This window comes from Streptomyces sp. NPDC104096 (assembly GCF_055584385.1).
The window spans coordinates 1-14,961 of record NZ_JBVJMD010000101.1 but is presented as its reverse complement, the minus strand read 5'-3'; the positions used below and the strand labels follow the sequence as shown (position 1 = coordinate 14,961).

12 protein-coding genes, 1 rRNA gene and 1 riboswitch are annotated in these 14,961 nt (G+C 70.0%); of the genes, 1 reads left to right on the top strand and 12 read right to left on the bottom strand.

The genetic code is table 11. The features are described from left to right. Nucleotides 1–144: 144 nt before the first annotated feature. A complete protein-coding gene (gcvP, locus tag ACZ60B_RS41300) occupies nucleotides 145–3,030 on the bottom strand; it encodes an aminomethyl-transferring glycine dehydrogenase (RefSeq protein WP_469396835.1) in 2,886 nt (961 codons plus the stop codon). A gap of 180 nt (nucleotides 3,031–3,210) precedes the next feature. Beyond that, nucleotides 3,211–3,306, bottom strand: a riboswitch (glycine riboswitch). Between the two features lie 115 nt (nucleotides 3,307–3,421). Between gcvP and ACZ60B_RS41295 the strand changes: the two genes are divergently transcribed. Next, nucleotides 3,422–3,793, top strand: coding sequence for a PRC-barrel domain-containing protein (locus ACZ60B_RS41295; RefSeq protein WP_469396833.1), 372 nt, complete (start codon nucleotides 3,422–3,424; stop codon nucleotides 3,791–3,793). A gap of 251 nt (nucleotides 3,794–4,044) precedes the next feature. Here ACZ60B_RS41295 and ACZ60B_RS41290 read toward each other — a convergent pair whose 3' ends face one another. The 11 genes from ACZ60B_RS41290 to rrf form a co-directional block, all read right to left on the bottom strand. After that, entirely contained in the window at nucleotides 4,045–5,535 is a 1,491-nt protein-coding gene (locus ACZ60B_RS41290) for a DNA polymerase IV (RefSeq protein ID WP_469396829.1), read from the bottom strand. Nucleotides 5,536–5,592: 57 nt separating this feature from the next. Beyond that, complete coding sequence (locus ACZ60B_RS41285; RefSeq protein ID WP_469396826.1) at nucleotides 5,593–6,237, bottom strand: MerR family transcriptional regulator; 645 nt, start codon at nucleotides 6,235–6,237, stop codon at nucleotides 5,593–5,595. Nucleotides 6,238–6,475: 238 nt separating this feature from the next. Beyond that, nucleotides 6,476–6,949, bottom strand: coding sequence for a bifunctional nuclease family protein (locus ACZ60B_RS41280; protein ID WP_003988851.1), 474 nt, complete (start codon nucleotides 6,947–6,949; stop codon nucleotides 6,476–6,478). An 85-nt stretch (nucleotides 6,950–7,034) separates the two neighbouring features. Beyond that, on the bottom strand, nucleotides 7,035–7,772 hold the full coding sequence (gene ftsR, locus ACZ60B_RS41275) for a transcriptional regulator FtsR (protein ID WP_469396824.1): 738 nt from the start codon (nucleotides 7,770–7,772) through the stop codon (nucleotides 7,035–7,037). A gap of 45 nt (nucleotides 7,773–7,817) precedes the next feature. Continuing rightward, entirely contained in the window at nucleotides 7,818–8,720 is a 903-nt protein-coding gene (locus ACZ60B_RS41270) for an FHA domain-containing protein (RefSeq protein ID WP_469396822.1), read from the bottom strand. 61 nt (nucleotides 8,721–8,781) lie between these two features. Beyond that, on the bottom strand, nucleotides 8,782–9,561 hold the full coding sequence (locus tag ACZ60B_RS41265; RefSeq protein WP_469396837.1) for a DUF881 domain-containing protein: 780 nt from the start codon (nucleotides 9,559–9,561) through the stop codon (nucleotides 8,782–8,784). Nucleotides 9,562–10,208: 647 nt separating this feature from the next. Then, nucleotides 10,209–10,541 (bottom strand): small basic family protein, encoded by a 333-nt coding sequence (locus tag ACZ60B_RS41260; RefSeq protein WP_003988855.1) that lies wholly within the window; start codon nucleotides 10,539–10,541, stop codon nucleotides 10,209–10,211. Then, nucleotides 10,538–11,374 carry a DUF881 domain-containing protein gene (locus tag ACZ60B_RS41255; protein ID WP_469396820.1) on the bottom strand — a complete coding sequence of 279 codons (837 nt, stop codon included), beginning with the start codon at nucleotides 11,372–11,374 and terminating at the stop codon, nucleotides 10,538–10,540. The genes ACZ60B_RS41260 and ACZ60B_RS41255 overlap by 4 nt, the downstream gene beginning before the upstream one ends. 166 nt (nucleotides 11,375–11,540) lie before the next feature. Beyond that, nucleotides 11,541–14,036, bottom strand: a complete 2,496-nt coding sequence (locus tag ACZ60B_RS41250; protein ID WP_152893697.1) for a mannose-1-phosphate guanyltransferase — start codon at nucleotides 14,034–14,036, stop codon at nucleotides 11,541–11,543. A 113-nt stretch (nucleotides 14,037–14,149) separates the two neighbouring features. Then, entirely contained in the window at nucleotides 14,150–14,758 is a 609-nt protein-coding gene (locus tag ACZ60B_RS41245; RefSeq protein WP_469396818.1) for a CDP-alcohol phosphatidyltransferase family protein, read from the bottom strand. 108 nt (nucleotides 14,759–14,866) lie between these two features. Beyond that, nucleotides 14,867–14,961: ribosomal RNA gene (gene rrf / locus ACZ60B_RS41240) — 5S ribosomal RNA — on the bottom strand; the annotation flags it as partial.

Sequence of the window (14,961 nt, the reverse complement as noted above, 5' to 3'; positions counted from 1 at the left end):
CGGGGGGCGGAGCCCCCTGGCACCCGCCGCCGAGCGGCGGTGCCGAAGTCCCGAACCCGGTCCGCCCGGTCCCCGCACCCCTTGACGGGAGCGTGGGGACCGGGCGGACCGGACTCTTCACCGGCCCGCGGGCCGGCCGAGCACTCAGTCGTCGTACGCGTCCAGCGGCGGGCACGAGCAGACCAGGTTCCGGTCGCCGAAGGCCTGGTCGATGCGGCGCACCGGCGGCCAGTACTTGTCGGCGGCCGAGACACCGGCCGGGAAGACGGCCTCCTCGCGGCTGTAGGCGTGCTCCCACTCCCCGCCGAGCGCGGCGGCGGTGTGCGGGGCGTTGCCCAGCGGGTTGTCACCGGCCGGCCAGTCGCCCGCGCCGACCTTCTCGATCTCCGCGCGGATGGCGATCATCGCGTCGCAGAAACGGTCCAGCTCGATCAGGTCCTCGGACTCGGTCGGCTCGATCATCAGCGTCCCGGCCACCGGGAACGACATCGTCGGCGCGTGGAAGCCGTAGTCGATCAGCCGCTTGGCGACGTCGTCGACGCTCACGCCGGTCGCCTTGGTCAGCGGCCGCAGGTCGATGATGCACTCGTGCGCGACCAGACCGCCGGGTCCGGTGTAGAGCACCGGGTAGTGCGGCTCCAGGCGCTTGGCGATGTAGTTGGCGGAGAGCACCGCCACCTGCGTGGCCCGCTTGAGCCCCTCGCCGCCCATCAGGCGGACGTACGCCCACGAGATCGGCAGGATGCCCGCGGAACCCCACGGGGCCGCCGAGATCGGGCCGACACCGGTCTCCGGACCGGCCGCGGGCTGCATCGGGTGGTTCGGCAGGTACGGCGCGAGGTGCGACCGTACGGCCACGGGGCCGACGCCGGGACCGCCGCCGCCGTGCGGGATGCAGAACGTCTTGTGCAGGTTCAGGTGCGAGACGTCGCCGCCGAAGTACCCCGGCTTGGCGAGCCCCACGAGCGCGTTGAGGTTGGCCCCGTCGACGTAGACCTGGCCGCCCGCCTCGTGCACCTGCGCGCAGATGTCGGCGACGTGCTCCTCGAACACACCGTGCGTGGAGGGGTACGTGATCATCAGCACCGACAGCCGCTCGCGGTGCTGCTCGATCTTCGCCCGGAGGTCCTCGACGTCGATCTCGCCGTCCTCGGCGGTCTTCACGACGACGACCTTCATGCCGGCCATGACGGCGCTGGCGGCGTTGGTGCCGTGCGCGGAGGACGGGATCAGGCAGACGGTCCGCTGGTCGTCGCCGTTGGCCCGGTGGTAGCCGCGCACCGCGAGCAGACCGGCCAGCTCGCCCTGCGAACCGGCGTTGGGCTGGAGGGACACCTTGTCGTAGCCGGTGACCTCGGCGAGCCGCTCCTCCAGCTCACGGATCAGCGTGAGGTAGCCCTGCGCCTGCTCGGCGGGCGCGAAGGGGTGCAGCTGGCCGAACTCGGGCCAGGTGACCGGCTCCATCTCGGTGGTCGCGTTGAGCTTCATGGTGCAGGAGCCCAGCGGGATCATGCCCCGGTCGAGCGCGTAGTCGCGGTCGGAGAGCCTGCGCAGGTAGCGCAGCATCGCGGTCTCCGAGCGGTGCTGGTGGAAGACCGGGTGGGTCAGGTAGGCGTCGGTGCGCAGCTGCGCGGCCGGCAGGGCCTCCTCGGTGACCGCGTCCAGCGCCTCGATGTCGGCCTCGACCCCGAACGCCGTCCACACGGCGGCGAGCTGCGCGCGCGTGGTGGTCTCGTCGCAGGACAGGGACACCCGGTCGGCGTCGACGAGGTGCAGGTTGACCCCGCGCTCGCGGGCGGCGGCCACGGTCTCGGCGGCCCGGCCCGGGACCCGCGCGGTGAGCGTGTCGAAGAACGCGCCGTGCACGACCTCGACACCGCCGGCGGTGAGGCCCGCCGCGAGCAGCGTGGCGTAGCGGTGGGTGCGGGCGGCGATCGCCTTCAGACCGTCGGGCCCGTGGTAGACCGCGTACATGCCCGCCATCACGGCGAGCAGCACCTGCGCGGTGCAGATGTTGCTGGTCGCCTTCTCCCGGCGGATGTGCTGCTCACGCGTCTGAAGAGCGAGGCGGTAGGCCCGGTTGCCGTCGGCGTCGACGGAGACGCCCACGAGACGGCCGGGCAGGCTGCGCGCGAACTTCTCGTGCACCGCCATGTAGCCGGCGTGCGGTCCGCCGAAGCCCATCGGCACGCCGAAGCGCTGGGTCGTGCCGACCGCGATGTCCGCGCCCAGCTCGCCCGGCGAGGTGAGCAGCGTCAGCGCGAGCAGGTCGGCGGCGACCGTGACCAGCGCGCCCAGCCCGTGGGCCTGGTCGATGACCGGCTTGAGGTCGCGCACGGCACCGGAGGCGCCCGGGTACTGGAGGAGCACGCCGTTGATCTCGCGCTCGGCGATCTCGGCGGGGATGCCCTCGCTGAGGTCGGCGACGAGCACCTCGACGCCGGTCGGCTCGGCGCGGGTCTCGATCACGGCGATGGTCTGCGGCAGAGCGTCCGCGTCGACCAGGAACAGGCCCTTCTTGTTCTTGCCCATGCGCAGCGACAGCGCCATCGCCTCGGCGGCGGCCGTGCCCTCGTCCAGCAGCGAGGCGCCGGAGGTCGGCAGCCCGGTGAGTTCGGCGACCATGGTCTGGAAGTTCAGCAGGGCTTCCAGACGGCCCTGCGAGATCTCCGGCTGGTACGGCGTGTACGCCGTGTACCAGGCCGGGTTCTCCATCACGTTGCGCAGGATGACGGGCGGCGTGAAGGTCCCGTAGTAGCCGAGACCGATCATCGAGCCGAGGACCTGGTTGCGGTCGGCCAGGGAGCGCAGCTCGGCCAGCACCTCGGCCTCGGTGCGCGCGCCCGGCAGGTCGAGGGCGTCGGCGTTCTTGATCACATCCGGCACCGCGGCCGCTGTGAGGTCGTCCAGCGAGCCGTAGCCGACGTGGGCGAGCATCTTGGCCCGCGCCTCGTGGTCGGGCCCGATGTGGCGCTGCTCGAACGGGATGCCCTGTTCGAGTTCGAAGAGCGGGGTGCGGTGGGCGGTCATTGCGGAGGCCTCCTGGTCTGACGCGACCTGCGAGGGGCACCCTGGCGCGGGTACCCGGACGGCCTCCCCCTCTGTCATCTCAACCTGAGAGCTTCACCGGATCGCCCGCATCGGGGTCACCGGCTTTCACCGTCGGTGAGGACGCGGGTCGTCGACACCCGTCCTGCTTTCCAGAGTGACCTCGTCCGTGCGGTACGTGTGCCTGAGAGATTCCGGGGAGGATTTGCTCCTTCGGCGCCTCCGGTGATGTCCGGAGGACTCTCCCGCGCGGGGTCAGCAGCCGCTTGCCAGACTACCAGCGAGGTCAACGTGGGAGTCTTCGAGTGGCCGCCTTCCTGAATGTGCTCTTTTGTAGTGCTTACGGATGAGTTTGCGACCTGGAGGAGGGACCGTGCAGACCGATATCGATCCGCGCAACCTGATCGGCCGCAAGGCGTTCGACCGCAACGGCACCAAGATCGGCACCGTCGACGAGGTGTACCTCGACGACGCGACCGGCATACCGGAGTGGGCAGCCATACGTACCGGCCTGTTCTCGAGGGACGCTTTCGTTCCGCTCGAGCCCAGTGAACTGGTCGAGGGCGCGCTGCGCGTCCCGTTCGACCGCACTCTGATCAAGGACGCCCCCGACTTCGGCGTCGGTCGTCACCTCTCCCCCGAGCAGGAACTCCAGCTCTACCACCACTACGGCCTCGACATCGCCGCCCCGCCCCCCTTCCCTGACCGCGACTTCGGCAAGCTGGCCGGTCCGGACGAGCCCTGACGCCGCCACCCCGCCCTGCCGCCCCGGCGACACCGCGCGCCCGGCTTCCCGCCTGGACAGACACCCCGCACGTCGGCCGAGGCCGACGGAGCGCGTACGGACCACCCACGGGATGCGCTCGCGGGCGAGCGGACGGTAGCCCTGGAGCGCTTCCGCGGCCGGGCAGCTGGGACCGGCCCGTTCGGGACAACCGGAACCCGGACCGTTCCGGACAGCCGGGACCCCGCCCCGTCAGGCCCCCGAGCCCGCCGTCAGCCGGCCGCGCGCTCCGCAGCGGTGGACGCCTCTCCGTCCAGCCCCTCTCCGTCCACCGCCTCTCCGTCCAACGGCTCCTCGTCCAGCGGCTCCCCCTCCGCCACCTCCTCCTCGGCACCGCGGACCGCTCCCGGGAGCTCGGCCTCCGCCGGTCTTCGCCGTACCAGCGGCAGCGGATCCGCCGGTTCCAGGTCGGGGTCGTCGATCAGGAAGGTCCGCACCCGGCCGGGTGCGGAGTCGGGCGTCTCGAACCGGACGGTGACCCGGCCCAGGCCGCTGCCCTGCACCCACCCGTGCCCGTGCTCGGCATGCCGTACGTCGTGTCCAGCCGGCCAGTGCCGCTCGACCGGCTCCGCCGGCTGCGGCACGGACTCGTCCGCGGTCGCCTCCTCCTCCGCCTCGGCCGCCTGCTCGCCGGCCGCCTGCGCGAACAGGTCCTCCTGTGTGTAGTCGGCCAGCCCGGTCACCCCCACCCCGAGCAGTCGTACGCCGCCCGTGGTGTCCACGGAATCGAGCAGCCGGGCCGCCGCCTCGCGCACGACGGCCGGATCGTCGGTGGGGCCGCGCAGCGTCTCGGACCGGGTCAGGGTGGAGAAGTCGTACCGCCGTACCTTCAGCACGATGGTCCGCCCGGACAGACCGGCCCGGCGCAACCGCCCCACGCACCGGTCGGCCAGCCGCGCCACCTCGAACCCCACCCTGAGCCGGTCGTGGATGTCCACGTCGTACGTGTCCTCGACCGACACCGACTTGGCCTCCCGCTCGGCCACCACGGGCCGGTCGTCGCGCGCCAGCGCCATCGCGTACAGCGCGTGGCCGTGCGCCTTGCCCAGCAGCCGGACGAGCTCGTCCTCGCCGGCCCCGGCGATCTCGTCGACCGTGGTGATCCCGGCCCGCCGCAGATGGTCGCCGGTGGCCGGACCGACGCCCGGCAGGATCCGCACCGGCATGGGCCCGAGCAGCGCCCGCTCGGTACCCGGCTCGATCAGCACCAGACCGTCCGGCTTGGCCCGCTCGGAGGCGATCTTCGCCAGCATCTTCGACGCGGCCAGCCCCACGGACCCCGTGAGCCCCGTCACCGCCCGTATGTCGGCGCGCAGCTTCACCCCCGCCGACCGGGCCGACTCGGTGTCCGAGGCCGCCCCACCGGCCTCCAGGTCCACGAACGCCTCGTCCAGGCTCAGCGGCTCCACCAACGGCGACAGCGCCCGCAGCAGCCCCATCACCTGCTCGCTGATCGAACGGTAGAACCCGAAGCGGGGCACGAGGTAGGCCGCGTTCGGCACCAGCCGACGGGCCTGAGCCGTGGGCATCGCCGAGTTGACGCCAAAGACCCGTGCCTCGTACGAAGCGGTCGCCACCACCCCGCGCGGCCCGATCCCGCCGACGACGACGGCCTTCCCGCGCAGGCTCGGCTTGGACGCCTGCTCCGCCGAGGCGAAGAAGGCGTCCATGTCGAGATGCAGGATCGTGGGCGCGGTTCTCACATCTCCGATGCTCCCCTACGCCACTGACAATGCCCTCGCGCGGCGCCGGGGCGGACCTCAGACGGCCCGGTTGCGCCGCCGCGCCAGTTCGTCGGCCGGGTTGGGGCCGACCAGGGTCTCCCCGGTGTCGATCCGCTCCCCGTGCAGCTGCGACAGGGCGCTCTCCACGTCCCGCCACACCACGCCCACGGCGATCCCGAAGACGCCCTGCCCGCCCTGGAGCAGCGCGTGGACCTCGTCGGGCGAGGTGCACTCGTACACCGTCGCGCCGTCGCTCATCAGCGTCATGCGCTCCAGGTCGCTGAAGCCCCGCTCCTTCAGGTGCCGCACGGCGGTACGGATGTTCTGCAACGACACCCCGGTGTCGAGGAACCGCTTGACGATCTTCAGGACGACCACGTCGCGGAAGCTGTACAGCCGCTGCGTCCCGGACCCGTGGGCGGGGCGCACACTCGGCTCGACCAGGCCGGTACGGGCCCAGTAGTCGAGCTGCCGGTAGGTGATACCGGCGGCCGCGCAGGCCGTCGGGCCCCGATAGCCGATCTGCTCGGACGCCATGGACGTCGCCCCTCCGCTGCTCGGCACTGCCGAAGGCCGCTGCGGAGCATGGTCGGCCACCTGGCCGTGAAGCGGGTACGGACCGCTCGCCCCGAAACCGCGTCCGGGGGCACCCCCAGCCATACCGCCGCCGCTGCTGCTCACGCCGACCTCCGTCCTTGACCTGCCTCCTCGACGGTAGGCAGTCACCAGGGGTGCGTCAACGATCGCCACACTCGGCACGCCGAGTGATAATCACCCTAGGAGTGGTTTCCCGTACCCCACCGCGGGGAAAGGCTAGCCGAATGCTCTCCGGCGGAGCCGCAGGACGCACTCACTGGCCGCTGGCAATTGCCGCCGCCGTGGCGCGCCACCCGACCGGGGCGACGCGCCCGCGCAGCGCCTACTGGCTGCTGCTGCCGAAGTCCTCGGGTGAGATCTGGTCGAGGAACTCGCGGAACTTCTCCACCTCGTCCTCCTGCTCGTCCGGGATCGCGATCCCCGCGTCGTCCAGGACCGTGTCACTGCCGTAGATCGGCGTCCCGGTACGCAGCGCCAGCGCTATGGCATCGGACGGACGGGCACTGACCTCGACCCCGCTGGCGAACACCAGCTCCGCGTAGAAGACGCCCTCACGCAGGTCCGTGATGCGCACTTCGGTGAGCTCCTGGCCGACGGCTTCGAGCACGTCCTTGAACAGGTCGTGGGTCAGCGGTCGCGCGGGGGCCATGCCCTGCTGGGCGAAAGCGATCGCCGTCGCCTCCCCCGGCCCGATCCAGATAGGGAGGTAACGGTCGCCTCCCACTTCACGCAGGAGCACGATCGGTTGGTTGGAGGGCATTTCGACCCGGACACCTACGACATCGAGCTCGTTCACACAGCAACCCTAGGCCGTGCCCGGGATGTTTGGGTAGTCGGACCGGGAACGGGCGCCCGATCACGCCGTCCGGGAGGCCCGGCTCTCAGGGCAGCCGGACCCCGAGCGCGGTCTGCACCAGCGCCGCGTGCAGCCTCGTCGTGAGCCCCGCGAGCTCCTTGGTGCGGTCCTCGGCGTGTGCCCTGGTCTGCGGGTTGCGGTGCCGCCTGAGCGGGGCCACCACCTGGTCCACCAGCCCGGCCTCGCGGTCCGCGGCGGCCTTCATGAGCCTCAGATGGCGGGGTTCGATCCCGAACCGCCCCAGCTCGACGACGAGCGAGGCGACCGTGACCGCCTCGGCGTCGTACACTCCGCCCTCCAGCGGGGTGATGAGCCCGTAGGACTGCCACTCCTCCAGCTCGCGTTCACCGACCTCCGCGGCTGCGAGCAGCTCGGCCCGCCCGATCCGGGCCGCGGTGAGGCCGTCGGAGACCTCCGGGGCGGCCTCGCCCTCGCGCTGGCGCCCCAGCGCGGGCAGCCGTACGGCCTCCCCGCGCTCCATGGCGTCCAGGTGCTCACGGATCACCTTGAGCGGCAGATAGTGGTCGCGCTGCATCCTCAGGACATGGCCGAGACGCTCGACATCCTTGATGCTGAACTTGCGATACCCCGAAGGGGTCCGCTGCGGCTCGATGAGGCCCTCCGACTCCAGGAATCGGATCTTGGAGATGGTGACCTCGGGGAACTCCTCGCGCAGCGTGTTCAGCACCGAGCCGATGCTCATCAGCCCGCTGTCCGCCTCGGCGGTGCCGTACCCGGCACCGCCGCCCGGTGTTCGAAGCATGGACCTTCCCTGGGGGTCCCCCCGGACGCAGCGTCCGGGGGAGGGTCAGTAGCCTCGCTGGCTCGCGTAGAAGACCAGCCGGTACTTGCCGATCTGCACCTCGTCGCCGTTGGCCAGCGGGACCTCGTCGATCCGCTCACGGTTGACGTACGTGCCGTTGAGGCTGCCCACGTCGGCGACCGTGAACGTGCCGTCCTGGCCACGCCGGAACTCCACGTGCCGACGCGACACCGTCACGTCGTCGAGGAAGATGTCGCTCTGCGGGTGCCGCCCCGCCGTGGTCAGCTCGCCGTCCAGGAGGAAGCGGCTGCCCGAGTTCGGGCCCCGGCGCACCACCAGGAGCGCGGAACCCAGCGGCAGTGCGTCGACGGCCGCCTGCGCCTCGGGGGACAGCGCCGGCACCGACGTCTGGCCGGTGACCTCGGCGTCGTAGGCCTCGATCCCCGAGATCGAGATCGTGGACGTCGTCTCGGACGCCCGCTCGGGCGTCAGACCGGGGCGCAGCGGTGCGCCACAGTTGGAACAGAAGCGGCTGTTCTCGCCGTTGCGGTTACCGCACCTCGTACACACCAGGGCCGACACGGAAAACCCTCCACCCGAACTTGAGGTTGACGGTTGCCCGAAACCTATGCCGCCGGACTGGGCAGGGTCAACTGACGCCGCGCCCTGACCGCCGGAGACGTCACCACCCGGGCCAGCCACCTGGTCCCGGAACAACGGCCGCTGGCCGTCCGCGTCGGGCTGTGCGCGATGGCGAGCGGTCGCGTTGTCGCTACCTTCTCGAGCGCTCTTGCCGAACAACTTCGCAAACAACTTCACGGGCGATTCCCCTTGACCGAAACAGACCCGCCCGTGGGGCAGGACGAACCCTGACTCAATACACCGGTCGACCCGGACATCTTCACAACGTCCGTATCCACCAGACAGTTTCCACCACGCACCACCCATTCGGTGCGCCGACCCCCCGCAACCTGATGCCCTGGGCCGACGACCCCCATGCACCCCCGGTTCACTGGGAGGACGACCGAGCGTAGTCAGGCCGCTCCGCCGCCCGCAAGGCATTCACGACGATCTTGCTCGAACGCTCGACGGTAACCGTGGCCTGCTCCTTCTCCAGTGTCTGCACCACGCCTCCAGGGATGTTGAGCGCCGGTTCGAGATCCTGCGGCTTGCCGATGACAGTGAAACGATACGGAGCGTTGATCTTGTTCCCGTCGACGCTCACACTCTTCCCGGACTCTGTCAGATACGTGCCTGCGACCACGCGCACCCCGTTCACCTGGATCGCCTCCGCGCCGGCCGCGCGCAGCTCCTGGATCGCGTCGAGCAGCATGTCCGCCTGGACCGTCCCCTTCGTGTCCTCGATCGTCATCGTGATACCGGGCCCCTGCGCGGCCACCGTGCCCGCGAGGATGCCGAGTTGCCGCTCCTTCTCGAGCGTCTGCTTACGGGCCTCCTCGGCCTGGTCGGAGCTGTTCTCCAGCTCGTCGCGCTGCTTCTCGAGACCTTGCTTCTCGTCCTCAAGACGCTGAGTGCGGTCATCCAGTTCATCGAGGATACGAACAAGATCCTCCTGACGTGCGCCGCGCAGCGCGCTGTCGCTGTCGCTGTTCGACGCCACCTGCACCGCCAGACCGAAGCCGAGACCGAACAGCAGCACGGCCACGATGAGTTGGGCCCGCGACAGGCGCGGCGGCCACAGTCCCTGCACCAGCCGCTGCCGACCGGACAGCCCAGGCTCTGCCGCCGTCTCGGTCGGCTGCTCGGCCTGGGCAGGCTGCGCGGGCACCTCGTCGGGCAGTTCCCTGCGCAGCCCGTGCTCGGGCCGGGACCACTCCGGCTGCGGCCGGGGCGGCTCGGGTCGAGGCCGCGGTTGCTCCGGCTGCGGACGGGACCACTCCGGCCGGGGCTGCGGCCGCTGTATCAGGGGGCGTTCGGGCTCGGGCCGACGCGGCTCCGGCCGCTGCTGCGCAGGCCCCGGCCGCTCGGGCTCGGGCTCGACCCGACGCTGCTCGGGCTGCCGCCAGTCCGGCCGGGGCCGCCCGGACTCGAGCGGACGCGGCTCAGGCTGAGACCGCTCAGGCTGAGACCGCTCAGGCTGCGGTCGCTCAGGCTGCGGTCGCTCAGGTTCGAGCTCGGGCCGACGCGGCTCGGGCTGGCGCCGCTCCACCTCGGACCGAAGCTGGCGCAACCGCTCGAGCTCGGGCCGCCGCTGCTGCGCAGGCCCCGGCCGCTCGGGCTCGGACTCGGCCCGACGCTGCTCGGACTGCCGCCCCTCGGGCTCAGGCTCCGGGCGCCGCTGCTCAGGCTCGGCCCGCTCGGACTCGGGCTCGGCCTCGGGCCGAAGCTGCTCAGGTCGACGCTGCTCAAGCTCGGGCTGCTCGGACTCGGGCCCGCGCGGCTCCGGCTGTTCGTCCTGGTTGCTCATCGTCGGTCTCACGCCCGGAACACGTGCCGACGGATGGCCGCGGCATTGGAGAAGATGCGGATGCCGAGGACGACCACGACACCCGTGGACAGCTGGGCGCCCACGCCCAACTTGTCGCCCAGGAAGACGATCAGCGCCGCGACGACCACGTTCGACAGGAACGACACGACGAACACCTTGTCGTCGAAGATCCCGTCGAGCATGGCCCGCAGACCTCCGAAGACGGCGTCGAGCGCCGCCACGACGGCGATCGGCAGATAAGGCTCGACGACCGCCGGAACCTCAGGGCGGACCAAAAGGCCGGCCACGACTCCCACGACGAGGCCCAGTACGGCGATCACGATGTGCCCTTCTCGGATATCGGCTGTGCTGTACGTACGATCACACTCGGTGCGGCCGGCAGCCGGAGGTCGCTCTCCGTGGAGATGGCGGTCCGGATGCCGTAGTTCTCCTGCAAGGCGTTCAGGTACAGGCCGTCTGCACTGTCCTGGAACTTGGTGCTCAGCCGCTTCCCGTCCCCCACCGCCAGCACCGCGTAAGGCGGCACCAGCGGCCTGTTGTCGACCAGTATCGCGTCCCCCGCGGCCCGGATCGCCGACAGTGCCGTCAGCCGCTGTCCGTTGATGGAGATCGCCTCGGCGCCCGACTCCCACAGCCCGTTGACCACCCGCTGCATGTCCCGGTCGCGCACCCGCCCGGTGTCGGAGAACCCGGAGGTCTCGCGCGGGTCGCCGTCTCCTCCGGTGGTGGCCTCCTTGGCGTCGTCCACGACCAGTTTCACGCCGGGCCCGTGCACCTCGGAGGCGCCCGAGAGAATACCCACCAGTTCGGCCCGGCTGTCGCCGCCGTCGTCGCGGAGCGCCTCCCGCTGCCGTGCGCCCACGTCGTCCCGGAGCTCGTCGACGGTGCCCTCCAGCTCGTCCGCCGCCTTCGTCTCACGGTCGATACGGTCGATCAGCTCCTGGCGCTCCTTGGCCACGACCGGAGCCGCGATCCGGGCCTGCGCCGCGCCGACCGTCACGACCAGCGCGGCGAGCACCAGACCGCCGGCGAGACCCAGCTTCGCGCTCAGCGTCCGGGGCAGGCCACCGCCGCCCTCGGCCTTCTTGCGGGCGGCTGCCTCGGCGTATCCGTCGTCCAGGCTGTGATCCATGACGTTGGTGAGCAGCGACATGGACGCGTCCGGACGCGACGGGCGCGTGAATGTACTCCGAACGGGGGGCTCCTGCGGCATGCCGCACATCGTCGCATGTCGCGACCCGTACCTCCGAACGGCCCCTCCGACGTGCCGGACAGGCCCCCTCGGGGACACTTGTCCGGCACGCCCACGTACCGGGACGTCAGCGGCCGGCGCTGTCCACGACCGCCGCCCACTCGTCGAGCAGGGCCTGCGCGGAGGCGTCGTCCGGCCCTTCCGCCCACAGATGGGTGACGGCCTCGGCCGGATCGGGCAGCACCATCACCCAACGCCCGTCGGTCTCCACGACCCGCACCCCGTCCGTGGTGTCCACGAAGCGGTCTCCCGCCTCCTCGACCACACGGCGCATCACCAGTCCCTTGACGGCCCACGGAGTCGCCAGATCACGCTTGAGGACGTGCGCCCTCGGGATCCGCGCGTCGATCTGGCTCAGCGTGAGCTGTGTCCGGGCCACCAAACCGATCAGTCGTACGAAGGCCGCGGTGCCGTCGAAGACGCTGCTGAACTCGGGGACGATGAATCCGCCCTTGCCGTCCCCACCGAAGATGGTCGTCTCGTCCCGTCCGACCCGGGTCAGGTCGTCGGGCGAGGTCGTCGTCCACTCCACCTGGGTCCCGTGGTAGGCGGCCACCTGCTCGGCGATGCGGGTCGTGGTCACCGGCAGGGCCACCCGACCGCTGCGCCGCTCCGCGGCCACGAGGTCGAGCATCACCAGCAGCGCCCGGTCGTCCTCCACGATCCGCCCCTTCTCGTCGACGAGCGAGAGCCGCTCGCCGACCGGGTCGAACCGCACGCCGAAAGCGGCCCTGGAGGACGCGACGATCTCACCGAGCCTGACCAGGCCCGCCCGCCGCACCTCGGCGCTCTCCGTCGGCCGGGACTCGTCCAGACCGGGGTTGATGGTCAGCGAGTCCACGCCCAGCTTGCCGAGCAGGCTGGGCAGGACGAGACCCGCCGAGCCGTTCGACGCGTCGACGACGACCTTGAGCCCGGACTCGGCGATACCGGTCGTGTCGACGTTCCGCAGCAGGGACCCCGTGTACGAGTCGAACACGCTGGCCGGGAAGTACAGGTCCCCGATCTCTCCCGGGAACGCACGCCGGTACTCCTGCCGCGCGAACACCCGGTCGAGCTTGCGCTGGCTGGCCTGGGACAGGTCCGCTCCCTGTCCGTCGAAGAACATGATGTCGACGGAGTCCGGCACACCCGGCGAGGTCCTGATCATGATCCCGCCCGCACTGCCGCGCGCGGTCTGCTGCCGGGCGACCGGCAGGGGCACGTTCTCCAGGTCGCGGACGTCGATGGCACTGGCCTGCAAAGCGGAGATGACGGCCCGCTTCAGCGCGCGGGCACCACGGGAGTGGTCACGGGCCGTGGTGACCGTGGCGCCCTTCTTCAGCGTCGTCGCATAGGCCCCGGCGAGGCGTACGGCGAGCTCGGGCGTGATCTCGACGTTCAGGATCCCGGACACCCCGCGCGCGCCGAACAGATTCGCCTGTCCCCGCGACTCCCAGATCACCGATGTGTTGACGAAGGCGCCGGCCTCGATGGTCTTGAACGGGTAGACCCGCACATTGCCCTGCACGATCGATTCTTCACCGATCAGGCACTCGTCACCGATGACCGCGCCGTCCTCGATCCTGGCGGCCCGCATGATGTCGGTGTTCTTGCCGACCACACAGCCGCGCAGATTGCTGTGCTGACCGACGTACACGTTGTCGTGCACCACGGCCCGGTGCATGAAGGCTCCGGTCTTCACCACGACGTTCGAGCCCACGACGGTGTGCTCGCGGATCTCGGCACCGGCTTCGACCTTGGCGTAGTCACCGATGTAGAGGGGGCCCCGGAGAACGGCGTCGGGATGTACCTCGGCGCCCTCGGCCACCCATACGCCCGGGGAGATCTCGAACCCGTCGAGTTCGACGTCGACCTTGCCCTCGAGGACGTCCGCCTGCGCCTTCACATAGCTCTCGTGAGTACCGACGTCCTCCCAGTAGCCCTCGGCGATATAGCCGTAGATCGGCTTGCCTTCCTTCATCAGCTGCGGGAAGACATCGCCGGACCAGTCGACCGGCACGTCGGGTTCCACGTAGTCGAACACCTCGGGCTCCATGACATAGATGCCCGTGTTCACCGTGTCCGAGAAGACCTGGCCCCAGGTCGGCTTCTCCAGGAAGCGTTCGACCTTGCCTTCCTCGTCCACGATGGTGATGCCGAATTCCAGCGGATTGGGTACGCGCGTCAGACAGACGGTGACCAGCGCGCCCTTTTCCTTGTGGAAGTTGATCAGCTCGGTGAGGTCGAAGTCGGTCAGGGCATCTCCGGAGATGACGAGGAACGCATCGTCCTTCAATGCTTCCTCGGCGTTCTTGACGCTTCCGGCGGTACCGAGTGGCTTCTCCTCATTGGCATAGGTGAGCTCCATCCCGAGCTCTTCGCCGTCTCCGAAGTAGTTCTTGACGAGCGATGCCAGGAACTGCACGGTTACGACGGTCTCGTTGAGCCCATGCCTTTTGAGCAGCCTCAGAACGTGCTCCATGATCGGCCGGTTGGCCACCGGCAGGAGCGGCTTGGGCATGCTTGAGGTCATGGGGCGAAGGCGTGTGCCTTCGCCTCCAGCCATCACGACGGCCTTCATGTCGGAAGCGTCCTCCTCTAAGAGACGACGGTCTAGCCGACTTCACCCGCCTTGATTGTCCCGCACTTTTCCGTAACGGGCCATCGAACCACTGTTACCGCCGAAGGACGAGCTCAGTCGGCCATGGCGTCCGCACGAACGAGACGGCGGACCTGCACCACGTAGAGGACTCCTGCCCACCAATACAGGGTTGTACCCCATCCGGCGAACGCCCATCCGAAAACAGCCGCGAGTGACGCGATCCATCCGCTTCCGTCACTCAGGAGAAGCAACGGGAAGGCGTACATCAGGTTGAAGGTTGCGGCCTTGCCCAGGAAGTTAACCTGCGGCGGCGGATAGCCGTGCCGTCTGAGGATGCCCACCATGACCAGCAGGACCAGCTCACGGGCGAGAAGTATGCCGGTCAGCCAGAGCGGGAGAATCTCACGCCAGGTGAGCCCGACCAATGTCGAGAGAATGTAGAGCCGGTCGGCCGCGGGGTCGAGGAGCCGGCCGAGGTTGCTGATCTGGTTCCAGCGTCGTGCCAGCTTGCCGTCCAGATAGTCACTGATGCCGCTGAGCGCCAGTACGAGAAGGGCCCAGCCGTCACTGTTCGGCCCGCCGAACTCGGGCCTGAGGATCAGCCACAGGAAGAGCGGTACGCCGGCAAGACGCGCCATGCTCAGGATGTTCGGGATGGTGAGGACCCGGTCTGTCTGGACGCGGGTCTCCTGGACCTCCACCCGGGGGCCTCCAGTAGAAAATGTGCCGATGATTCCCACTGACCTTACCTCAACGCAAAAAAGCTCTGGCCCTTGGGCTGGTGCCCAAGAGCCAGAGCTCTAAAAGGAGTTCGGCGGCGTCCTACTCTCCCACAGGGTCCCCCCTGCAGTACCATCGGCGCTGTGAGGCTTAGCTTCCGGGTTCGGAATGTAACCGGGCGTTT